Origin of the sequence: Hydrogenophaga sp. NH-16 (assembly GCF_004006415.1) — a bacterium.
Classification (GTDB): domain Bacteria; phylum Pseudomonadota; class Gammaproteobacteria; order Burkholderiales; family Burkholderiaceae_C; genus Hydrogenophaga; species Hydrogenophaga pseudoflava.
Window position 1 is genome coordinate 808,431 of record NZ_CP029344.1, and the last position, 21,430, is coordinate 829,860.

The 21,430-nt window shown below is 60.3% G+C and carries 26 protein-coding genes, 1 pseudogene and 1 CRISPR repeat array; of the genes and pseudogenes, 10 read left to right on the forward strand and 17 right to left on the reverse strand.

Annotated features, from left to right (window positions below; translation table 11 throughout):
* Positions 1-33: 33 nt before the first annotated feature.
* Positions 34-408 (reverse strand): DUF1874 domain-containing protein, encoded by a 375-nt coding sequence (locus DD542_RS03885; protein WP_127803924.1) that lies wholly within the window; start codon positions 406-408, stop codon positions 34-36.
* Between the two features lie 579 nt (positions 409-987).
* Between DD542_RS03885 and tnpB the strand changes: the two genes are divergently transcribed.
* The 3 genes and pseudogenes from tnpB to DD542_RS03900 form a co-directional block, all read left to right on the forward strand.
* On the forward strand, positions 988-1,296 hold the full coding sequence (tnpB, locus tag DD542_RS03895; RefSeq protein WP_164868330.1) for an IS66 family insertion sequence element accessory protein TnpB: 309 nt from the start codon (positions 988-990) through the stop codon (positions 1,294-1,296).
* 106 nt (positions 1,297-1,402) lie between these two features.
* Positions 1,403-1,696 carry a hypothetical protein gene (locus DD542_RS23675; RefSeq protein WP_206610764.1) on the forward strand — a complete coding sequence of 98 codons (294 nt, stop codon included), beginning with the start codon at positions 1,403-1,405 and terminating at the stop codon, positions 1,694-1,696.
* Positions 1,591-2,385: pseudogene (locus tag DD542_RS03900) on the forward strand (IS66 family transposase); the annotation flags it as partial. The gene DD542_RS23675 and the pseudogene DD542_RS03900, both read left to right, overlap by 106 nt.
* Positions 2,386-2,413: 28 nt before the next feature.
* On the opposite strand, the gene DD542_RS03905 reads toward DD542_RS03900, so the two are convergent.
* Positions 2,414-2,722 (reverse strand): hypothetical protein, encoded by a 309-nt coding sequence (locus DD542_RS03905; RefSeq protein WP_127803928.1) that lies wholly within the window; start codon positions 2,720-2,722, stop codon positions 2,414-2,416.
* Between the two features lie 449 nt (positions 2,723-3,171).
* Here DD542_RS03905 and DD542_RS03910 point away from each other — a divergent pair, with 449 nt between their 5' ends.
* Together DD542_RS03910 and csm6 are read left to right on the forward strand one after the other, a co-directional pair.
* The gene (locus tag DD542_RS03910) at positions 3,172-3,522 is read left to right on the forward strand and encodes a DUF1874 domain-containing protein (RefSeq protein WP_164868331.1); all 351 of its coding nucleotides are present in this window, start codon (positions 3,172-3,174) and stop codon (positions 3,520-3,522) included.
* An 11-nt stretch (positions 3,523-3,533) separates the two neighbouring features.
* On the forward strand, positions 3,534-4,721 hold the full coding sequence (csm6, locus tag DD542_RS03915) for a CRISPR-associated ring nuclease Csm6 (protein ID WP_164868332.1): 1,188 nt from the start codon (positions 3,534-3,536) through the stop codon (positions 4,719-4,721).
* A 585-nt stretch (positions 4,722-5,306) separates the two neighbouring features.
* Here the strand turns inward: csm6 and DD542_RS03920 are convergent.
* The 8 genes from DD542_RS03920 to DD542_RS03955 all read right to left on the reverse strand — a co-directional run bounded on the left by DD542_RS03920 (position 5,307) and on the right by DD542_RS03955 (position 10,866).
* The gene (locus DD542_RS03920) at positions 5,307-5,531 is read right to left on the reverse strand and encodes a hypothetical protein (protein ID WP_127803933.1); all 225 of its coding nucleotides are present in this window, start codon (positions 5,529-5,531) and stop codon (positions 5,307-5,309) included.
* Complete coding sequence (locus tag DD542_RS03925) at positions 5,528-7,258, reverse strand: putative CRISPR-associated protein (RefSeq protein WP_127803935.1); 1,731 nt, start codon at positions 7,256-7,258, stop codon at positions 5,528-5,530. The genes DD542_RS03920 and DD542_RS03925 overlap by 4 nt, the downstream gene beginning before the upstream one ends.
* A gap of 142 nt (positions 7,259-7,400) precedes the next feature.
* Positions 7,401-7,667: a hypothetical protein gene (locus DD542_RS03930; protein ID WP_127803937.1), complete on the reverse strand. Its 267-nt coding sequence runs from the start codon at positions 7,665-7,667 to the stop codon at positions 7,401-7,403.
* 42 nt (positions 7,668-7,709) lie between these two features.
* Positions 7,710-7,973 (reverse strand): hypothetical protein, encoded by a 264-nt coding sequence (locus tag DD542_RS03935; RefSeq protein ID WP_127803939.1) that lies wholly within the window; start codon positions 7,971-7,973, stop codon positions 7,710-7,712.
* A 19-nt stretch (positions 7,974-7,992) separates the two neighbouring features.
* Positions 7,993-9,150, reverse strand: a complete 1,158-nt coding sequence (locus DD542_RS03940) for a J domain-containing protein (RefSeq protein WP_127803941.1) — start codon at positions 9,148-9,150, stop codon at positions 7,993-7,995.
* Between the two features lie 124 nt (positions 9,151-9,274).
* On the reverse strand, positions 9,275-9,727 hold the full coding sequence (locus DD542_RS03945; protein WP_127803943.1) for a response regulator: 453 nt from the start codon (positions 9,725-9,727) through the stop codon (positions 9,275-9,277).
* A 75-nt stretch (positions 9,728-9,802) separates the two neighbouring features.
* Positions 9,803-10,195, reverse strand: a complete 393-nt coding sequence (locus DD542_RS03950; RefSeq protein WP_127803945.1) for a hypothetical protein — start codon at positions 10,193-10,195, stop codon at positions 9,803-9,805.
* A gap of 11 nt (positions 10,196-10,206) precedes the next feature.
* The gene (locus DD542_RS03955; RefSeq protein WP_127803947.1) at positions 10,207-10,866 is read right to left on the reverse strand and encodes a NucA/NucB deoxyribonuclease domain-containing protein; all 660 of its coding nucleotides are present in this window, start codon (positions 10,864-10,866) and stop codon (positions 10,207-10,209) included.
* A 181-nt stretch (positions 10,867-11,047) separates the two neighbouring features.
* Between DD542_RS03955 and DD542_RS03960 the strand changes: the two genes are divergently transcribed.
* The 5 genes from DD542_RS03960 (at position 11,048) to DD542_RS03980 (ending at position 14,552) form a co-directional block, all read left to right on the forward strand.
* Entirely contained in the window at positions 11,048-11,263 is a 216-nt protein-coding gene (locus DD542_RS03960) for a hypothetical protein (protein WP_127803949.1), read from the forward strand.
* Position 11,264: 1 nt separating this feature from the next.
* Positions 11,265-11,729, forward strand: coding sequence for a hypothetical protein (locus DD542_RS03965; RefSeq protein WP_127803951.1), 465 nt, complete (start codon positions 11,265-11,267; stop codon positions 11,727-11,729).
* Between the two features lie 8 nt (positions 11,730-11,737).
* Positions 11,738-13,357, forward strand: a complete 1,620-nt coding sequence (locus tag DD542_RS03970; RefSeq protein WP_164868333.1) for a ThiF family adenylyltransferase — start codon at positions 11,738-11,740, stop codon at positions 13,355-13,357.
* Positions 13,354-13,869, forward strand: coding sequence for a hypothetical protein (locus DD542_RS03975; RefSeq protein WP_127803955.1), 516 nt, complete (start codon positions 13,354-13,356; stop codon positions 13,867-13,869). Before DD542_RS03970 ends, DD542_RS03975 begins: the two co-directional genes overlap by 4 nt.
* Before the next feature lie 212 nt (positions 13,870-14,081).
* The gene (locus tag DD542_RS03980) at positions 14,082-14,552 is read left to right on the forward strand and encodes a hypothetical protein (protein WP_127803957.1); all 471 of its coding nucleotides are present in this window, start codon (positions 14,082-14,084) and stop codon (positions 14,550-14,552) included.
* 284 nt (positions 14,553-14,836) lie between these two features.
* Positions 14,837-15,519: a CRISPR direct-repeat array (repeat unit 35 nt; unit sequence GTCGCAAGGCCCGAAGGCCGAGGGTGTCGCGACAC).
* Positions 15,520-15,704: 185 nt separating this feature from the next.
* Here the strand turns inward: DD542_RS03980 and cas2 (DD542_RS03985) are convergent.
* The 7 genes from cas2 (DD542_RS03985) to cmr4 all read right to left on the reverse strand — a co-directional run bounded on the left by cas2 (DD542_RS03985) (position 15,705) and on the right by cmr4 (position 21,405).
* Positions 15,705-16,019 carry a CRISPR-associated endonuclease Cas2 gene (gene cas2 / locus DD542_RS03985; RefSeq protein ID WP_127803959.1) on the reverse strand — a complete coding sequence of 105 codons (315 nt, stop codon included), beginning with the start codon at positions 16,017-16,019 and terminating at the stop codon, positions 15,705-15,707.
* Between the two features lie 15 nt (positions 16,020-16,034).
* Positions 16,035-16,343, reverse strand: a complete 309-nt coding sequence (gene cas2 / locus DD542_RS03990; protein WP_164868334.1) for a CRISPR-associated endonuclease Cas2 — start codon at positions 16,341-16,343, stop codon at positions 16,035-16,037.
* 4 nt (positions 16,344-16,347) lie between these two features.
* Positions 16,348-18,348: a CRISPR-associated endonuclease Cas1 gene (gene cas1, locus DD542_RS03995; RefSeq protein ID WP_127803963.1), complete on the reverse strand. Its 2,001-nt coding sequence runs from the start codon at positions 18,346-18,348 to the stop codon at positions 16,348-16,350.
* Between the two features lie 63 nt (positions 18,349-18,411).
* A complete protein-coding gene (locus tag DD542_RS04000) occupies positions 18,412-19,329 on the reverse strand; it encodes a hypothetical protein (RefSeq protein WP_127803965.1) in 918 nt (305 codons plus the stop codon).
* The gene (locus DD542_RS04005) at positions 19,326-20,093 is read right to left on the reverse strand and encodes an RAMP superfamily CRISPR-associated protein (protein ID WP_127803967.1); all 768 of its coding nucleotides are present in this window, start codon (positions 20,091-20,093) and stop codon (positions 19,326-19,328) included. Before DD542_RS04005 ends, DD542_RS04000 begins: the two co-directional genes overlap by 4 nt.
* Positions 20,090-20,506 (reverse strand): type III-B CRISPR module-associated protein Cmr5, encoded by a 417-nt coding sequence (locus DD542_RS04010; RefSeq protein ID WP_127803969.1) that lies wholly within the window; start codon positions 20,504-20,506, stop codon positions 20,090-20,092. Before DD542_RS04010 ends, DD542_RS04005 begins: the two co-directional genes overlap by 4 nt.
* The gene (cmr4, locus tag DD542_RS04015; protein WP_127803971.1) at positions 20,503-21,405 is read right to left on the reverse strand and encodes a type III-B CRISPR module RAMP protein Cmr4; all 903 of its coding nucleotides are present in this window, start codon (positions 21,403-21,405) and stop codon (positions 20,503-20,505) included. Before cmr4 ends, DD542_RS04010 begins: the two co-directional genes overlap by 4 nt.
* Positions 21,406-21,430: the final 25 nt, after the last annotated feature.

Here is a 21,430-nt window from a genome sequence, read left to right on the forward strand (position 1 = left end):
CATCACGGCAGAACTCCCAGAAAACAGCTCAATTCAGCACATGCGTTTGAGTCTTGCGAATGAGTAGCCCAGGGCTTCGAGCTCCTCCTCGCTTCTGACGATGAAGCCCTCGGGCAGTCGTTGTTTCAGCCTGAACACCAGGGCGATCTGACCTGCGTCCTGCTTGAAAAAGTGGCGATTCATCGGGCAGTCGATTTGCAGCAGGCGCGAGACTACGTTCGCGGTGGCCTCGTGACCAATCGCACTGACGAATCCATGGGTGCGGACGAGCAGCCGAGCCTCGCCCAGAGGGATCTCTCGCAGCGCGTACATGCCATCCGCCGTCATGACCGCTGCGTTGAGCAGTGCAACGGGACGGCTATGCAGTGCCCGGATGATTGAAGGAGCGGGGCTGGATCGATCTGTCATGGTGTTTTCTGCTCAGTGGTGGGTGCGTTTGCCTATGTAGATTCCGATTAAATCGGTCTGGTCTCCGAGTGCAGGTTTGGCAGATATGCGTTGCCGCAGCAGGAACGTATGCGTCCGGCCATCCCATCTTGAATCGAGGGCGGTAATCGAGGATCGTCCCCACGAAGGAGATCGTGGAGACGATGGAACGATTGATCGATGGAGAGCGCCGGCTGCGGCGCGAGTACAGCGCCGACTTCAAGGCGCTGGTTCTGAAGCAGACCCGGGAACGTGGAGCGTCGGTGTCCGGTGTTGCCTTGAGTCATGGCCTGCATCCGAACATGGTGCACCGCTGGTTGCGCGAGCAGCGCCTGAATCGTGAGCAGGATGCGCTGAGAACGCCAGCCTTCGTGGCATTGCCATTGGCGCCCACCGTGACTCTGGAGCCGGTCGTCCCTCCGGTCACTCCCGCGCCCACGCAGGCCAGCCCCAGCCGGGATGTCATCCGGGTGGAGATCCAGCGCTCTGGAGCGACCGTCACGATGCAATGGCCGGTGTCGGCTGCGGCGCGTGCGCCCAGATGCTGCGCGAGCTGCTGCGGTGATCCGAATCGATGCTGCCTGGCTGGCCACGGCCCCGTTGGACATGCGTGCGGGCACCGACACCGCCCTGGCGCGGGTGATCGCCACCTTCGGCGCCGCCTGCCCACACCACGCTTACCTCTTTGCCAACCAGCGTGCCAATCGCTTGAAGATCCTGGTGCACGACGGCGTGGGGCTGTGGCTGGCCGCACGCCGGCTGCACCAGGGCAAGTTCGTCTGGGCGCCGCCGGGCAGTCCGAACGTGGCACTTGAACATGCCCAGCTCAATGCGCTGGTGCTGGGCCTGCCCTGGCAGCGCATGGGCTAGCAAGGCGCGATCACCGTGGTCTGAATCTTCGATGTGAGGGGCGGCCACTGGCAATCGGGAGATGCGCCAATGGTCTTGCCCGGCACGCACGGGCACACTTCGCTCCATGGTGATCGACGAACAGGCCCTGGGTGAACTGGACGCAGAACAACTGCGTGAAGTCAGCCAGCGTCTGCTGGCCGAACTGCGTCATCAGCGCGCTCTGAACGAGAAGCTCGCCTACGAGTGCGCGTTGCTCAAGCGGCTGAAGTTCGCGGCCAAGTCCGAGCGCCACAGCGCCGAGCAGCGCACCGGGTGCTGCACGGCGATGAAACGCCGGTGGCCATGCTCAAACCGGGCAACGGCAAGACACACCGGGCCTACCTGTGGGCTTACGCACCGGGTGCGTTTGAAGACATGAAAGCAGTGGTCTACGACTTCTGCGAGTCCCGTGCCGGCGAACACGCCCGCGCCTTCCTGGGCGACTGGCGCGGCAGCCTGATCTGTGACGACTACGCCGGCTACAAGGCCAGCTTCGGCCAGGGCGTGACAGAAGCCGGTTGCCTGGCGCACGCCCGGCGCAAGTTCTTCGACCTGCATGCGTCCAACAAGAGCCAGATCGCCGAGTTCGCCCTGCAGCAGTTCGCGCGGGTCTACGAGATCGAACGGGCCGTCCAGGGCACACCGGCACCCCAGCGGCTACAGACTCGCCAGCAGCACAGCCGGCCGATACTGGATGCCTTGCACCAGTGGATGGTGCTGCAGCGCCAGCAGGTGGCGGGCAACTCGGCCACGGCCAAGGCGCTGGACTACAGCCTCAAGCGCTGGGTGGCGCTCACACGATTCATTGATGACCCGCAACTGCCGGCGGACAACAACTGGATCGAGAACCAGATCCGGCCGATTGCCATCGGAAGAAACAACTGGTTGTTCGCCGGCAGCCTGCGCGCGGGCCAGCGGGCCGCCGCCGTCATGGGCCTGATCCAGTCGGCGCGCATGAACGGGCACGACCCGTATGCCTACCTCAAGGACGTGCTCACGCGACTGCCCACGCACAGGGCCAGCCGGATCGACGAGCTGTTGCCGCACCGCTGGCAGCCGGCGGACTGATCCTGGCCATCGACGCCAGGGGCCCTGTTCATCGGGTGGCTATCTTGCGCAGCAGCCCTGGGGAGACCTTCCAGCTCTGGCCCTCGTCGGTGCGCACGCTGGCGGTCTTCTTGTTCAGGCGCAGCACGATGCCGCGCTTGACGCTGCCATCGCTGGCCGTGAACTGAACCCGGTCGCCTTCGGCGAATTGCGCCAGTTCCACCGTGCTCCTGGCCTGTGCCAGCAGGTTCAAGCGTTCAACCACCATCCGGTTGAGGTAGAGCAGGTCTTCCTCGCCCATGTGGCGAAGGGCTTGCGTGAACAACTCACGGTCCAGAATCGTCTGCTTGGAATTCATCGTCTGTGCGCATCTTGACCGCCTGACAGGGCGCCTCGCCGCAAGTCTATGGCAGCACGCACACCGCTGGCGTGCGTTGACCATTCGATCCTCTCATGCGCAAGATGGGTTGGCCGGACGCATACGCAGGAACTGCGTGACACATGCCTTGAACGGCAGAGAAAATCCCGGAGACGTCAGGTCAAGCAAGCAGCCTTGTTGGAGTTGACCCGTTTCCGTGGACACATCATTCTTTGTGTTCAAGGAGTTTTTGAGAATCAAACCAGTATCCGTCCACCGAACTGGGTCAACTCCATGTCTATCTCCATCTTGAAGCCGGGTCGCTACCTACTGGAAAGGCATATCTGCGATCACCTATTCACGGCTTCGCGTATGCTGAAATCCTTAGCATGCAAGCCCAAGATCTAAACTTCGTCCCTTCATCGCGGTCGTCAGTGTGCTTAGCGCCCGTGGACGAAGCACTGTTATACGAGCAGCCGGCAGGCCCAGTAATATTCCTCAGTTCATCGATACTGACCTCAGATGGTCAATACCTGCTGCGCACCATCAGCCCTTCACAGGCGCAAAAAGCGGTGAGTGTTCGACGCTTCGAAAGTGCCATTGGCCACGAAGCCACCGCTGTAACGGTATCGATGCTTTTGAATATCGACTGCCCTATGAATCGGAAAATTTTCAAACAGGAAGTCGGTCAGTCGGCGACTATTTTCCAACCGACCAAGCGCCTGCCTGAAGGCTTGACGCCATGCGAGTCACTGCAAGCGGGGAACACAAACCAACTTCTCCATTTGTTGAGTACCTAGAGAGCAAAGCGATGCAGAAACTGGATTCGTGTGAGGGGATCAAGGACATCCTCGTTTGTGTGACGGGTCTGACACCCCAGGTGGTGACAGAGACGTTGTATGCACTCGTCGTTCTTCAGGGCCGACCCTGGCCGGCCGAGATCCATCTGATCACCAGTCAGGAAGGTGCTGAGCGTGCTCGCCTTGATTTGCTGTGGCCGGGTACAGGGCAGTTGTGGGCACTCTGGGAACAATATGGGCCGGGCAAAAAGAGCAGTGCGCCCCGTTGTGACGACTCAACGATCCACGTGATCGGCCAGGGACTCAAGCCGGTTGGTGATCTGCGGACGACCGCGGACAACGAAGCGGCAGCCGACACGATTCTGGACGTTGTGCGCGGGCTGACAGCCGAGCCAGGCAACCGGCTGCATTTCTCGATTGCTGGTGGACGAAAAACGATGACGTATTACCTGGGCTATTGCGCCTCTTTGCTGGGGCGCCGCGGTGACAGCGTTTCCCATGTGATGGTGAGCGCTCCTTTTGAAAACATGCCTTCGTTCTTCTTTCCACCAAAGATACCTGCCGTCATCCATGATCGCGACAACCGGCCGCACAGCACCACAGACGCCGTTATTGACCTCGCTCCTGTGCCGTTCATTCGACTACGAGGTCGCGTACCGCCATTTCTGCTGACTGAACGGCACTCTTTCAGCAACACGGTCAAACTCATCGACGCCTTGGAGAACCCGCACCTGTCGCTGACGCTCACCCCGTCGAAGGAAGCTGGCGCTGCGCTGGACTGCAGCGTGAGTGTGATGGAAGGTGCATCGATACGCTTTCCGGCAAAGGTGTTCTCTCTCCTTTGGATGTTCGCTTCAATTTCACCGGATCCTGAGACAGGCGCGCAAATGAGTTCGCAGAATTGGCGCTTCAAGTACATGGATACGTTGATGCCGGTCTACCGTGCGATCACGAATGAAGGAGCTCGAGCTGATCGCAAGGAGCTGGATCTCCCCCGGCTGACGGAAGTCCAGTTCCGAAACGAACTTGACAAGCTGAATAAGGCACTGAGAGAGCTCATTGGCCCGGGAGTAGACAAGTCGTTCGGGGTAGAGGTCGCGTCAAATGAAAAGGGTGGCGTGCACAAGGCTTACACATACCGCCTTCGGGTTCCGACAAATGCCATCGAGATGCACGGCGCGAACCTACTCCATCGGTGACCGTTTACCCGTAAGCCCTGCCTGCTACACCATGGGTTTTCTGATTGAGCGAAGACACTGAGCCCTACTCGAACTTGGCAATCGCAGCACGCTGTCAGCGCTGAGAGGGAGGACACACGATAGCCTCGTCCATGGCTACATCAACATACGGACCGATCGAGACTCCTCCGCCTCAGCCGCTGCTCGCCTGGCGTTGGACGCCAAAATCAGCGAGGTCGAAGCTGAAATGGCTCGACCGATCTGTGCGTTGTGTACAACTTGGCTGTTGTTTGGCTTCGATGCAATGCGCTCCAGCAGTGCACGCTTTGGATCCGGTTTGCCAATGGTCAAGATGGCTGATGGAAGACAGCATCTGTGCCCGCGCGCCCGAGTATGGGTGGTTTTCGGCGGTGTAGCAGGCCGGCAGTGGAGAATACTGCCGGGCACAGAGCCCGATGAGACCGTTCAGCCGCTAGCCGCATCGCTCAGCCCGGAGAGACTCAAGGCAGCTTCTGCCCGGCAGCATCTTCAGGCGGGAAGCTCAAGGACCCCTGCAACCACAGGTTGCCAACCATGGTCACTGCAGCAGGCCGGCTGGTGTCGATGTCATAGAGCAACACGATGCTTCGCGGGCCAGTCTGACGGTAGACGGCTCGGGCATCGTCCATGCATAGCCGCGTAGTGCGGCATCTGTCGGTGCGCGTCAGAGAGCTCTTGCAGGCCATCCTCATTGGCCAGCATCATCCACGGCGTCACCAGCACGCGCCGGCCTACGAGATCGGCGAAGTAGAAGCGGGGTTGCGCCGACAAAGACTCACGCTGTTCGGTCATGCCCGTTCCTCCGGTGCAGGGTTGGGGGAGTTGAGGACGGGAGATGGTTGGTCGGCGCCGCTGCGCGAGTCGTCCGCAGCCGTCGGCATGGCCTGCAGGTGACGCCCATCGTGACCGCGTACCACCAAGGTGTGCAGCACGGTCGTGTCCGCCTGGGGCAGGTGGCGACGCAATACGAGGATATCCACACCCTGCGGCCCGTCCTCGTCGGCGGTCTCGAAAATCCAGCAGCCCTGGCTGTGCTGCTCTTCAGCCAGTCGCGCTACAAAGGGCCTGTGCCGCCACTCCTCGCAGAGAGTGCGCATGGCAAGGACGTAGGGCTCGGGCTGCGGCGTCGATGGCACCACCAGGTCCAACGGATCGCCCTGCTGCTGCAGCACGGCATCGAGTTCGCGCTGGAGTCTCGCAATAGCCACCGAGTGTTCCTGGTGCTCCCGCTGGCGGGCCCGCAACGCCCTGGCGCGCTCGGCCTCGAGTTGATTTCGGGCCGCCTCCAGTTCGGCTCGCAGTGCATCGCGCTGGTAGCGCAGGTCCAGCCAGCTTAGATCGGCATCGGCATCGGCTGGCGGCTGATCCGCTTTAGCGCTGCGGGGCTGGGGCACCATGTAGGGCCGGAACTCGGCAGATGCAAAGGCCGCACGCTGGCGTTCCGGCATCGGAATGCTGCGAAGGTAGTCGCCTTTCTGCCACGCGAACCAGCACAGGTTGAACAGACCGTCCTGAACGAAGCCTGCAAGGCGCCAGGGATTGTGGCCGCGGGGGTAGAACTCTAGGTCGCTGTTCACCTTGGTGTCGCCATGCTGGCTGCGCCACAGCGGACTGGCGACCTTGCGCAGATGATCGTGAAACTCCCTGAGCGCAGGGCCGTCCAGCTTGGTGATCAATTCGGCGGCCAAGGGCGAAACCCGCACCTCGGACTGCTCGTCACCTTCGCGCTGGGTCAGCACATCGGCCAGGGGCGAGAGCGTGGCCAGGGCGCCATCGGCTTCGACTTCCAGAAAGCCGTTGAACAGCTCACGCTCGTCCTCCTGGAAGCCGGCGATGCGTTGGAAGAAAGGCTGCAAGCCGAATACACCCTGCGCGCGCGCCCAGCGCAGGGCCGGCAATGCGCGCTCGAACAGATCGGTGGCCAGGCCCAGCGGCAAGGGCGGCAGGGTGATGAGCGCATCCGAGAACTCGAATACATAGACCACCGGCGCACGAAAAATCATGCCGGCGAGCGTGACGAAGGGCACAACGCCCTTGAAGCCGCCGTTGGGGCACAGCACGCAGCCGCCACCGTGCCGCCGCTGCGGATCGTCCAGGTAGGCGATCATGCGGCGGGTGAGGTGGGTCAAGCCCTCGCGCCGCAGGTGGTCGGCATCGAACACCTGCAGACCCGGCACGCGCTCGACCTGCACCGCACCGGCAGCCAGCCCGATGTGCCGGCTGGTGAGTGCTGCGCGCAAAGCCTGGGCGCAGCAGCGTCCGTCGGCGGTGTCGGTGGCAAACAGCACGACTTCATCGTCAACGCGCAGACCTAGCCGATGCAGAGCATTGAGTTCGGCGCTGGCGCGGATGCGCCCGCCCTCGCTGGCCAGGTCCAGCGCGTCCAGCCGCTGCTGGATCTGCTGCGCCAAGAGGGGTACATCGTCATCCCAGCTGGTCGGGCGGGCCTGCAACTCGCGCAAAGCTCCGCAGCCCTGGGCGATGGAAGTGCCGGTGGTACACAGCAGGGTCCGGGGCATGCCGCTCTCCAAGCTCGTGATTAAGAGTGAATTCTGCCTCAGTGCGCAGCGTGTGTTGCAAGCTGCCGTCGCCTGTCGTGCGGCAGCCGGCGTGCTGCAAGTCGGCTGTCGGCCACGCCGGCACGGCGGTGGCACCGCTGTGTCAATCCTGCAAGCACAGCCAGCGCAGCACGTTCAGAGCCCGCAGCGCCGCTTCTTGCCGCTGGGCTGCGGCTCCTGCCTGTGCAGCCACGACCGCATGGCGCTGCCCAAACAGCATGAGCTGGCTCCCGCGCAGCGCCTGCAGAAGCAAAACGCGGCGGTGCGCAACGCGGTTCATCGTCTCACTTTCGGCCTTCGAGGCCAGCCGTTCCACCAGGTGCTCAACGGCGGATGCGGATAGGAGATCCAACCGCAGGAACACAAGCATGGCACAGGGTTCGCGCATCACAAGCCTATATGTGACCAAGCCTTATTTCATGCTGCTCACGGAAACCTGAGTCGCCGTATCGATCAATCCAGCAGCAGCATTTTTCAGCTTCATATCCTCATCCATGCTGTCCGACGAATCCAGTACAGCGCACAACGCATCGTGCTCGACACTCGACGACTCGGTGAAGGAGGTAGGAAGCCCTAAAACAGACTGCGTGGCCAGTTCCGCCCGACGAGGAATCCGCTCACGCAGACTGGACAGATCAGCGCCAGCACTTGGATCAAAGGGTGTCTGCTCTTTCATGATGGATCCTCCGTTCTGATCAGTTGACGTGCTTCTTGATGAGTTCCCAGGCGGACATGATTTCCTTGAAGCGAACGTCGTCCGTCACAATGCCCTTGTCTGGGTGGTACGTCTGAAGGAGCCGGCGCACCACGGGCTCCACTTGAGCCCGTGAGCTGCCATAGGCGATGCCCAACAAGGTGTACGCCGACCGCAGTGGGTCTTCAGCAGGCTTGGTTTGATTGTGTGCTGTGGCCTTCTCCGCTTTTGCAATCGCCTGCAGCGCCAGCGCATCCTCGGCAATCTCGTCCATAGTCCGGAAGAATCCCGGACCGTCGCCCTGGAGCAGCAGACCAGCAGCGAGCCGATGGATCTCAATAACCCGATCCAGCTCCTTGATGCAGGCGCGGCTGTTCAGACCAATCAATCGCCTGGCTGTTTCCGACAGCAACTGGTCGACCTCTTCCCAACGTGGAAAGGCCTGTTCAGCGAGTTCTGCTCGGGTCGTGACTTCGTGCAACTGGCTGTTGAGGAAGTCCGCAACGACCTGAGGGTTGGCGAGAACCTCCTCCTGGTGGTTGGCCACGTAGGTCTGCACCTGCCTGCCAACATCAAAGCAATCGGGAGCGCCCAGGCTGTCAAAGATCACGCGTGCACGGTTGCCTGCCTGGAGAATCTGGGCCCAGCCATCGAGAAGGAATGTCTGGGCTGTAGGGGCCCGCCAGCCAGCTGCCTTCATCAGCTTTCCCGTGGACAGAAGCAGTGCGATGGAGGAACTGATCGCCAGCAGGGCGTAGGTCACCTCCACAGGCACAGCCTTCGGACCAAAGGTGAGGACCTCTCCGAGTTCGTACATCTGGTTCAGCACAATCAACGCGACGGCCAGCGAGATCAGCGTGATGAATTTGAATGACGTCTTTGTCAGGCTGCCCGAGGGCTGATTGGGGATTCGCAAGTCGATGCTCAGCCAACCGTCTCCTTGAAGCATGGCGAAATGGGTCTCGGGGGTCGGCCTTGACCCCTGGATGCTCGACGCCAGAAAGGTACCTAAACCAACCGCCATCAGAGCCGCAGCACAGGAGACGCCCACTGCGATTGTGGCGACCAGAAAAACGTAGACAAACAGCGGCACCAAGATGTGCACGATCAAAAAGTAAACGAAGAAGCCGACGAGGCCGAGCAAGAAGAGTTGTGGCATGGACGTCGGCTCACAGTTGCATGTCTGGGTGTGGTGAAGTGAACGCTTTGAAGTTGATTCCGGTGAACCGACCAGGCTAACTTGGGGCGTGCGCGGAGTGCAGATGTGTTGGTGAAAGGAGTGATCAGTCGGATTCGAAGTCCCAGTTGTCGCGGACGTCGGCGAGCCAGTCCTGAAACTTGGATGGGTCATCTGCGAGCAAAGCGAAACGGATGCGCGTGACGGTGAAGCCGGAGGATTCCAGCGCCTTTTGCATCCACACAGGCTTGTTTGCGTTGTGACTGTGAATCAGGATTGGGGTTGTCCGCCTCACGCCGCGCTGGATGAGCGGCATGATGTCTGAGGTGGACAGCATGTGATCCATCTGTGTAAACGGCGAGTCCGACAGGTCGTGGTCAAGAAGGATGCCCGCAATCGCCTCGGTAGATCCCTTGGAGAGCATCCCCAATGCCTGCCCCCCAGATCGCACCGTGACCAGCACAAATCCGGAACCTTCGACCCAGCGCGAGAACCTGTCGATACGACCTTCGTCGTCTTCGACAAGGAGGAGGCGAGGCTTCAGATGAGGCGAGTTCATTGGGGTTTTCTTAGGTTGGTGCCTGTGCTGGTGTCGGTGTTGTGTGGATTGACTTTTCGGTTGAAGCAACGGATGTCAGGCTCGCCAAAGAGCTGCCATGAGTCGACCCAACAGGACGAAGCCCTTTCCCATTAGCCTGAATGACCCGACGACGACCGCCTTGACCAAGTCAGAGGCCAGGTTTCCCACCATGCTGTCGGTGGCCCGTTTCCCGATGAGTCCGTTCGATAGCCAGCGAAGGCCAGAAAGCAGCATCGCGATCAGCATCCCCACCAGGACGATCGTCAGCAACGACCCCGGCGCATTCGCAAACAAGGGTGCGAGAAAGGCCGGGAGTACCGCCAGGGCGAGCGCTGTTACCAGCAGCCCGGTGCCGAGCTTCTGAGCACCGACGATGAGCGCGAGGCCACCTGCAGCGATCAGCAGTACAAGCATTTCCTGCGGCAGAAACATCACCAGTGCGTTCATTTTTCAGGCTCCTATTCGGAAACGATGATCCGGATCTTTGACCCATCAGGAAGCTTGCGGGTCTGAGTACCCATCGAAGCCCCCGCTCCTCTGTTGTCTCGGCGGTCGATAAATCTCACATTCGCGTTTCCACCGCCCTCTCTTACGAAGGCCGGTGGGTACTCGTCCCGCTCCGCATGTTGTCCGGGCTTTCTGCTCAGCCTCACAGATCCCGTCGAGGCCCGACGTCTTGCAGAGGCTCCCGCCCGGTCAATGTGCACAACAGAAGGCTGCCCCTGGCGCTGGGCATCATCGATATGGCTCGCAGCCTGTGGATACCGTGAGCGCTGGATGATGACGTCGTGAGGCTTACCGGGAGCGTGGGTGACGGGGGCTTTCGGAGCCAAAGCAACCGGCTTCGCCACCCTCTTCGCGGCAGCGCTTTTGGCAGCCAGAAAGAACACGCCCGCGTGAGCCTGAGAGGCGCCCAAGGTCACTGCGACCATCGTGATCGCGGCCAGTTTTTGCAGAGTCGTGTTTTTCATGCTTCCCTCCGTTCCTGTTGATGTAGCTGTCAATCCCGTTGTCCGCATCGTCTGCTCGAACTCGATTACATCAAGGTCTGCGGTGTCCCTAAAGCGTCGCAGATCTGCCATCGCGCAATAGATGCCCCCCTTCATCGTCACACTCATGCTCGACGTCTGCCACCCGCAGCCAACAACGTTTGCGATCGGGCAAAGACACTGTTCTGCCGCCCTCGAGCGGGCTTGTGTTGATTCTGATCAGATGGCAACGCAGATCTGCTATCCGTCCTTTCGCTACAGATGTCGCAATCATTGACTTCACTTCCCAAAACTTACCAAGGAGAGCGCAATGAAAGTCGTCGTCAACGGAGAGCAATACATGTTCAGGTCGGGCGCCTCGCTGGGCGAGGTGATGAATGCTGTTCCTCAGGCAGGTAGCAGTCTGGTCCCCATCGTCAATGGCAAGTACCCGGTGGCAGACGCGAAGGTTGTGAGTCTCAAGGAGGGGGACCAGGTCGTCTACGCAGCCAGAGACGTGGTCAAGGCCGCTCAGGGGAGTCACTGACATGATTGGCCATCACGATCAGCGGCTGGTTCTGCAAGACCTCGAGCAACTCTCGGAGTACTACGAGCGTCTGTACAACATGGAGTTGGAAGTGGACGTTCACTGGGATGAGGATTACATCGTCCTAGTGAATCACCCCTTGCCTGCGGGCTACGCCACCGGTCAGATCCCGGTGCTCCTGCCGCTGGACGGCTTCCCCTTCAAGCCGCCGCCGGGACTTCATGTGCCCAGGCAGTCACCAGCCACGCCTCAACTTGCGCGGAGCTACGTCCTTTTCCAAGATGGCCCTCCGCCCTACAGCCGAACCCATGATCTCGTCAATCAAGGATGGTCGTGGTTGTGCCTGAGAAAAAAGACCGCCTCGGGTGATGGCTGGAGCTGGGATTACAAATACACCACCGGCGGCGTCGATTCCCTGATGTCGCTGTTCGCCGTCTTCGACGCAGAAAACAAGCGATCACTGTGATGTTGTCCATGGACCTCAACCTTCTTCATCGCGCCACCCGAGTGGAGTCTTCGGCGACATCTCCGGGAGTTGTCACGCTCAAGATGCTCGAAAACCTCTGGTCAGGTGTCCGGTCCTACCTGCTCAGCGATGGCAGCGAGCGGGTGGCCTATGCGTTCGGCTTTCAGCACGGCGAAACTGTGGTCCTCACGCATGCAGTTCTCCCCCCCGATGCGGCCTACAAGAGCCGCTCCTGCGGGAACGTGACACTGGCTGGGGAGTACGTCACCCGCGAGGTGTACGAAGTCTTCGGCCAAGGCCCCTGGACGGTGATCATGAACATCCATTCCCATCCCTTCAGTACCGACAACGTCTGGTATTCGACGACCGATGATCGGGATGATCAGGAGCGTCTCGCTCACGAGCAGGACAAGCTGCCCCTGGCCAAACAGGCTTTCGGGCAATCAGATGTGGCTGTCAGCAGCTTTTCCATGGTGGTGGATCAGTCTTCATTCGATGCCCGCAGTCTCGATCGAGCCTCGGGCCGGTTCCTCCCCGTTGCCCGCCTGGTGATCGTGGGCGAGCGACTGGAGGTTCTACGCCCCACCTCAAGTGCCAGTTCCCTAGCAGACGCCATATGCCGCCAAGAAGTGGGAGCGCAGGAAGCCTGTTTCGGCACCTATTCGCGAGCCACGCTGGCTGGCGTTCGAGTGGCTGTGGCCGGCACTGGTGGCATCGGTTCGGTGGTGGCTGAATTGCTGGTTCGCCAGGGGGTAAAAGACATCACGCTGATTGATAGCGACAGGCTGGAGGCGTCGAACCTGACCCGCTTCCAATCGGGCCGGACCCGAGATGTGGGGCGCCTGAAAGTGGAGGTTCTGCGCGAGCAGCTCATGGGCTTCTTTGACGATGTGAGCATCAGCGCGGTACCAGACACCATCTATTCCCCTGAGGCGATCGAAGCACTGTCGCGTTGCGACTTGATCGTTGGCGCTGTTGACAACACGGCCGCCCGGGCTTTTCTTTCCCGCCTCAGCGTGCGCCTGGCATCGCCACTGCTGGACTGTGGTGCCCAAATTATCAAGGGCTCATCGCAAGACGAAGTGAATCCGGTCTGGCGCGTGGGGATCATTGTGCCTGGCGTCACTGCTTGTGGAGACTGCTCTCGCCTGGCCCTGTTTGATTCGCGCCGCGCCGAAGAGGAATTTCTGGATCCTTTGACAACGCGTCTGGCTAAGGAAAAAGGCTACCTGTCCGATGCGCCACATGAGCAGGGCGCTGCTGTGTACGCGCTGAACCTGGCCTGTGTCGCCGCTGTGGGGCTTGAGGTACAGAACCTGCTGACTGGCTATCGTCCGGGGGCGCACTATCTGAGCAACGTGGCTGAATACGATCGCCGGTACACCGTTCAGCATCCGGCTATCGCGGGACAAGACCTCTCTCTTCAGGCAACCGTGCGGGTGCCCATGGGTCATGTTCATGCGACACGAAGTGCAAGCTGCCCCCACTGCGCTGACCGCTTGGTCGGCAGCCTCAACGCTTTCGAAATGCTTTACCCTGCGTGTTCTGGGCGGTCCAGGGAGCGGGTTCTGCCCGACCCGCAGGTGTATCTCGCCGGCGCAGCCCGGTTTGACAGGAGTGATCCATGAAGGTCCGGAATGCGGATGATTACCTCAAGAATGGCGGGGGCCCTATGCCGGTGCGCCCCGTCGTTCTTGCGCCCGTTCCTGTTGATCAGGGCAAGGAATCTTCGCCGGTCTGGAAACTGGTCGCCGTTATGGCTTTGATTGTCGCCGCCTGGGCATGGCTGGGTGACGGTGTGAAATCCCGGGTCCCTGAAACCCGGCGCGCTGCCTCGCCACAGGCTCCTGCTGGCGCGTTTCCTGCGGAACCGGTTGCAGGCGCGGAGACACCGCCCGCCGTGGCCAATGAAGAACTCGAGTCGCCCACCCCCGAGAGTGAAATTGCGGTAGCCGTAGCGCTGGGGCAGCAGCGGGCCTTGGTGCAGCCGCTGGTCGTGGAGGGTGTGAGCTTTGCTGCCGGATCGCCCGTGTACGTGGTGGGTGCCAAGGGTGACGCTTTTCATGTGGTCATCGTTTCGCAGGGAAATGAGCAAGAGCTCGCGATGAGCGAACGACAACTGCAGGAGCTATCGCGATGAGGTGGACGTTGTGTGTACTCTCCCTGATGACACTAGCGGGCTGCACCGTTTCGATTTCACGGCCACATTCCTTTCCGGCCAGGCTGCCGCCGGCCTTTCCACCGGTGACCGAGCCCTTAATTGTTTCAAAGCAGCCCGAGCCCCTTGTCGATTCTGTGGCCAAGCCCATTCGGGTCAGCGTCCTGCAGTGGCCCACGCAGCAAGACCCACGCATGGTGATCATGGTGGACCAGCCATTGAACCGGCTGGTTGTCACGTCCTCAACCGGGAGTGCGACAGAGTGCGTTGGAGCGTCGTTCCAGCGCTGCACGGTCGATCTGGTCAATCACCTCAGGCTGGGCAGCGCTACCCCTGAGGACACCATGTATCGGCTGAGCGTGTGGATCGACGAAGGCTCAGCGCAGCGAGAACTCCACTTCTTCACCATCGCTGCCCGGGAATTCCTTTTCCCGGTGTTTCGGATTGAAATCGACCGTGCGGTCCTGTTTTCGTCTCCTCGCGCGGCAGCCATCACCAGCACGGTGGCGGTCCGCGGCGACCTCATGAACCGGGCGGACGGATCCTTAGACCAGGCGGGGTATGTGTCTGTCTGTATCGGCAATGGCGCGCGAATGTGGGTCCGGCGAAGCGCCGGAAAACCGGAGCGCGCGGGATGGTCGCGGACAGTGGCGGTCTGTCGGTAAGGCGCTACCCCGATCGCCAAGTATTCAAAGCATGTACAGCTGAAAAACCTTGGTGGCGCGGCCCATACATCCCCTTGTTCAAACGGATGCTGCTGCGGCACAGGAATAGCCACTGTCGGAGGTCGACTGACTGCGCTGATCCTCAGCCGACCACACTCCACCTGGTACTTGAACTGCTTAACGGCTTCATCGGGCACGACCGCAGCAAGCGAGTTTTCCGGTGCTAACTGTCGTCGCGCCAGTTGAACCATCACCTGAATTCCCAACTGCGCCTTATGAACACTGATCCATGGCCCGAAGGCCGAGGGTGTCGCGACACGGAGCTCACCATGAATGCAAACAACTCGTCGCAAGGCCCGAAGGCCGAGGGTGTCGCGACACACAGCGGGCTACCTCAGCCAGCGCCAAAGGTCGCAAGGCCCGAAGGCCGAGGGTGTCGCGACACTCGGGCATATGGATACGCCTTCACACACTAGTCGCAAGGCCCGAAGGCCGAGGGTGTCGCGACACTTATTCTCATTTGGTGACCGACGGGGAGATGTAGTCGCAAGGCCCGAAGGCCGAGGGTGTTGCGACACCGATCCGCTGGATCATCAAGTTCGACTTCAGTCGCAAGGCCCGAAGGCCGAGGGTGTCGCGACACTGCTCGAGCGTGATCCGAATTGCCGGCAATCGTCGCAAGGCCCGAAGGCCGAGGGTGTCGCGACACGCACACATCTGCGTCGGCGCCAAGCTGGCGTCGCAAGGCCCGAAGGCCGAGGGTGTCGCGACACTTTTAGTTTTTTGACAACTTTCTTTTAGGTCGCAAGGCCCGAAGGCCGAGGGTGTCGCGACACGATTGGTCCAGAGGAAACCAGCTTCTTTGCGTCGCAAGGCCCGAAGGCCGAGGGTGTCGCGACACGTGATGGTGACGTCTGCTTCTTTGCGGTCAGGTCGCAAGGCCCGAAGGCCGAGGGTGTCGCGACACCGCAGTATTTTAGAGTGATCGCTGGCGCGGGCTACGGGCGAAAAAACTGCTGACTGCCAGGTCATCTCAGTACCATGTGCATAAGTCTGTCAATATCCGAAGAATCTTCTTTGTGGTCAAGCACATGCTGAGTTTGGCCGAGACTGCAGGGCTTCATCTTTCAATCCACACAGCAGACTGTCAGATCATGCCAACCAGTAGTCACGGCTAAGGTCATGAGGTTGGGCCAGCAGGTGATGCCGCGGCCAGCCAGGCTTGGCGCACTGCAGGACAACCACATGATCCTGTTCGGGGTCGATGATGCAGTCGATTTGCCGTTGCATGGTGCGAAGCTCTCGCGGAAGTAGGCTGCATTCGAACACGCTGAACTGGATCCGTGTGCCCCAGCCGGTGAGTGCTTGGTGTAACAGAAAACGGCGGTGGTTGTCGGCGACGTCGTAACTGATCCAATACCGTCCCGGATGGGGTGGTCGGGTAGGCGTACTGCTGTCAGCGGGCATGGATCATCTCCAAATCTAGGCAATCCAGTAGGCGGGTAACCGGCTGGCTTTTTCCCGGTCTTTCCAGTGAGGCTGCAGGGCGTTTTGCTTGACGATCGGCCAGGCAACAACACGATCGCCTTGCTGCAGCAGCTTATCAACCGCCTGGAGCATTGAGACCGCTTCGTGCTGAGTACAGCATGTTGTGTAGACGCTGCGTTGAATGCGCTGGGTTTGCCCCAGCAACAGCCTTGCCACGCGTCTTCGGCGGCTGGCGTTGCTGATGTCGTAAGCCACGACCCAGTGCCGGTTGTTGGCAGGGTGACGTGTGTCGGGTTTCGTCATGATCTCAGGCCTTGATGATGTAGGGCTGGTACCTGCTTGAGCTTCCATGAAGTACCTGCACAAGATGGAGGATCTGCCCGTCCATGATGCGGCGCCAGTCCATCCAGAGACCGTGTGCAGCATGCCGTTGCGGCGTATTGAGCTTTTTTTCGAGTGCATGAATAAAGCGCCTGCGCGCGCTCACACTCATGAGGCAGGCCTCACCACGATCTTCTGGCCAGGTGAATTCGTCTGGTTTGATTCGGCCGTTCTGCACCATGTCCATCACCAGAGCATCTACCACTGGGCCGCGGAACTCTTCCATCAGGTCCGATACCAGCGCATGATGTCCGCTGCGCGGCGCGTGGTAAAAGCCAGCGTAGGGGTTGAGGCCGCGAGAAGAAACCAGCGTCAGCAGGTTGTAGTAGAGCAGGGTGTAGCCATACGAAAGCAGCGAGTTCACGGGGTCGGGCGGGGGTTGCCTGCGACGACCATCGAATTTCCACTCTGGCGCAAGCAGTGCGCGAATTGCGCGCCAGTAGGTGCTTGCAGCTGCGCCTTCAATGCCACGCAAGCTGCCTGCGCTGGTTGCCCGCAAAGCGTTGCGTCTTGCCATGTGCTGGCCGTCATATAGCTCTCGGATTGCATCAGGGTCGGAGGGGGGTCGATGGCGATGCCATCTGCGCAGCAAGGCCAGCTGATTGGCCAGTTTCCCCTCGATCATTCCTTTCGCGAAACAGATAGATTGCTCGGGTTGATCAAGCACGCGGAACTGAGCCCGCTGGGTGTTCAGGTTGTCAATCTTCAGTGGATCGATGACGCCGAAATGGCGACCGCGTCCAGCCAGCAGCATCACGGGAATGCCCATCTCCAGACACAAGCTGATGGCGCCGCTGGTGATGTGAGTGGCGCCGAAGCTCATCACCTGGTGAAGTCGCTCGCCGGGTATCTTGAGCGGATCCTGGCCAGGCGCGAGGACCAGGAGTTGGTGAGCATCGCGATCCAGAGTGGTGTTTGGTTCCAGAAGGTAGAGCGTGCGCAGAAGCGGATCGTTGGACTCTGTTTCTTCATCATCAAGAAATGCGTTTCTTTCTTTGTGTCCCGCCACGCTCTGTCCAAGGCTGGTTGGCATCTGGGAAGTGGGCGCTGTGGTGGTGGCAGGTGATTCCAGGGGGGACTTATCGGCGAGCTGGAAACGTTGTCCCAGGAAGGTGAAGCTTTCTCGAGTGTCCAGAAAGCCTGTCTTTTTGGGGTTCAATGCAAGACCGAGTCGGGTCAGCGCATGTGTGGCCGCATCACTGGCAGACTGCAGCTTTGCTCTTGTTTCCGCGACCACGATGAAATCGTCCGCGTACCGGACAAATGACACTTTCTGATTGGCAAGTGCCCGGTCGAGGGTATCCAGCACGACGTTAGAGAGCAGAGGGCTCAATGGTGAGCCCTGCGGCAGCCCACGGTAGAGGCAAGAGATTCCTTGCAGTCCGAGCGAGGGTGATGCCTGCAGGAGGCTGCGTAAGAACTGGCGCAACAGCCACGCTGTCTGGTTCTTCCACAAACCCAGCAAGGCAAGCTGCTTGATCAAGGCATCATGGTCGATGTCGTCAAAGCAATTCGCAATGTCTGCGTGCAGCACGAATCGGTCTGAGGTGTGACTCAAATGGGTGCGAAGAAGCGCGCAAGCTTGCTGCGCCCCTCGCCCGGGTCGATAGGCAAAGCTCGATGGATGAAAGCGCGGATCGAGGTGGGTCGACAGCTTTCGTGCTAGCGCGGCCTGCACGACGCGATCGGCCAGCTGCGGCACGAGCAGGACTCGAACTCCTCCGCCTTTTCTGGGAAGCCCCATTGGTTGCAAAGGGGCTTGTCGATAGGCTCCGGACTTCAGCTGGGCGCTCAGCTCTCCACAGACCGCTTGAGGGTTGTCTTGCCACTGCCGAAGAACATCCCGATTGGTCTCCTGCTTCTCTATCCGCCCGAGCATGCCCTCCCAGGCCTGCAGCAGATCTGCGGCATTGATCGGGAAGTCCATGAGTCGAGAGTCTGATGGGCCCAGTTGCTGCGGGACAGCTGGTCCGTGCGGGCTGCTGCTTCCCTACTTTTCCCGACGGGCTGGAAGCCCGAAGGTCTCGGGAGAGCGAGCAAGCTGGGTCAGTTCATTGCCCTGGATGAAATGGATAGACAGTGCATGCATGCGGTCCACCATGGATGCCCTAGGTTCGTAGCCGCCGCTGAGTAGCCAGTACACCTTGCCAAAGGGCCCACCAAAGATCGCCCTTGTATAGGCAAGCTTCTCTATGTCGTGGCGCACAGTGATGTCCTGCTCATCTCTCGTCTGCTGCGTGTACCGATTGGCCGCCTGAAGCTTCTTCCGCTCGAACACGTACAGACGATAGTTGACGACGGCGGCGACATCGTATTCGGCGAGCTGCCGTCCATTCTGGATCCATTTGCAGCTCGCAATGACGTCGTCGAACTGCAGTCGGTTGATGTCGTTGAAGAGCTGCGCCTCAGTGGCATTCACTGGCTCTCCGGACTCAATGACTTGCCCATGGAGCAGAAAGTAGTCCTTGACGGTGATGCCTTGTTCGAATGGTTGGCTCTCCCTCCGCCATGCATGCCTGGCAAATGTGATCTGACCTTTTTCTGTCTCCACGAAGAATGTCTGGTCGGACAGCCCGGCCTTCTCAAACGCTGCCGCCAGTGGCGCACGCATTTGCTCTGTTCCGGCTGTCCGGTTGAGGTACCAATGACTGTCGTCAGTCCCAACCAGAAGTTCATACGCGATCTGCCAGACCGCAGCCGAGTCGTAAGGGTCATCCACGGGATGCAGTTCAAATCTCACGTCGGGGAGGTTGCGGGCGGCTGCTGCTATCAAGGCTTGAAGCCTTTTCTCCATCCCTCCATGCCCGGGTGTGTAGATGCAGTGCACCACGTCTGGCTGTAGTTCGGCAATGGCGATGTAGTTGACCAAAGGTTGCCCGGTGATGACAGTCAGCAATCGGTGGATCATCGCTTCTCCTTGGTTGCATTTTGGTCGCGCGCGATGCAGCCGTATTCGGGCGTACGGGCGCCTATACCCTCTACCTCAAGGGCGACTTGCAGGATGTTGAGCGCGTATTCGGACCACAGCTTTGGGCCTTGAGCCAGAAAGAGGAACTGCCCATGAGTAGCGATCTGCGGGCTCGGCACCGGGTTATCAAAAGGGGTAGCGGGCATCTTGCCGCTGCTTTGCATGAAGTCGAAGTGGTGGGGTGTGACCTGTTCCCTCACCAGCGGGCGGTTCTTTTGCCGACCTGGCGCGCTGCCCGGAACCCACCAGGCGTCCATGAACTGCACTTTGCGACCCGAGTCCGTGTTGCCGAAGATGGCATCGATCTGGGCTGCGGGTATGCCGAGCTGCGATTTCGCGAAGTGGCGCGCCAGGCCTTTCAGTGCCGAACCTGGGATGCTTGGCACGCCGTAAAGTGCCTGCAGGCTGACGCTACTCTCCCAGAGACTGGGCTGCGCCAGGTTGACTAGCAGCCGATGTTCGAAACGAAACGTTCGCAGAGTTGCATGTCCGCTCTCAGCTGCTCGCTGCCAGATGGCATGCCAGCGCTTGTACGCAGACGCATAGATTCCATCTGCCGGAACCTCTGTTTCGCAAACTTTACTGAAGTGTCTGGCGCTGCGTTCAGAGTTGGCATGGGTGCCGGGGTACCTCAGTTGCAGAAGATAGGCGTGGTTTCTGCAGGCATCGTGAATGCCCATAAGGCCATGACGAAAAGCGCTCATGAACTTTCCTTTGATGGGCGTTCAGCATTGGGCGGGGTATTTGACCGATCATCCACAGGCCAGAGCGCGCGGGCCATGCTGGCCATGTGATCCGCCAGCGCAAGCGCCAGCCGAGCGTGCAACAGATAGGTGGCTTGGGGCTCGGCCTGAAGCCGCTGCGCCATGTCATGGGTGGCTGGGTCGCCTATGGGGCAGATCCTGTCCAGGCACTGCAGCAGTGCCGACGTGATCTGCTTCTGTTCAGCGTCGGTGCCGTTCAGCCCGAAGTGAACGGTGGCCACCAGCCCATGCGCCCGCAGGTGATGGCCCAGGGAAAGGCATGCGTTTCGGAGTCGATCGCAGCTGCTAGGTTGCCCCAACTTCAGCAGGCACTGAAAGGCCAAGCGGTCGAGTTGAAGGTGGCTGCCCGTCATGCGGTCTCCATGGCCTGGCCACCACGCATCACAAAGCGGCAGACGCCGCGACCGACGCTGGCCTTGCCACCGACCTGCAATTTCGGGGTGCCCTGCACCAGCTCCGTGAAGTGCTTCAGGCAGTCTGCAGCGGGGTGCTTTTTGTCGCGAGTGGTGATGGTGTCAGCCGCCGCGGTACCCCAGAATAAGGTTTCGGCGGGCATGTTCTCTTCAGACCAGAGTGCACCAGGCAGGACGTTCTTGTTGTCGTCCAAGGCGTTGCGCATGGGAACCTGGGCAGCGGTGTGGCTGAGGAGAACCAGATCGCTGTCGCTGGCGATGACCAGCCGATCAATGAACGCCGTCTTGAACACTTCGTCTTCAGGAAACACCTCTGTGGCCAGAAGGGATGCCCATGCCTGGGCCTGCGAGGTTGTTTTAGCGGTCAGTTTGAGTTCGTGAAGGTAGAGGTGCTTTTCGTGAACGAGCGCACAGCCTTGCGTAACTTGTGCTTCGCCTGCAGTGAGCCGGCCCACCGGGTCTGGGCAGGAGAGTCCCATGAAGCGACGTTCCCGTGCCAGGCGAGCGAGGCTGAGTGGCGACGTGACCCACGCAAAGTCGCCCACATAGGAGGCCACGGGCATGGCGAGCAGCAAGGCGTCCGAGAGCAGCAGCGAGCCCTGGTCGCGGCTCTGAGCCTCGGCGTCCCGACTGGCGCCGAAAAGCAACTCAAGCAGGCTCTTGTGCGAAGCGCTGCCTCGGCACTGGTCTCGCCAGACGCCCTTGATTCCACTTCCCGGGATGTTGGGCAACCGAGTGGCGGCCTCGCGCGAATGGGGGAGGTCAATGGCCCCGACCGCGGCCCCAGTACCCATGTGTATCGGCGTCAAGGCGTGTATGTAAAACAGTGCGCTGCTCATACGTGTTTGCTTTTGTTGGGTTGTT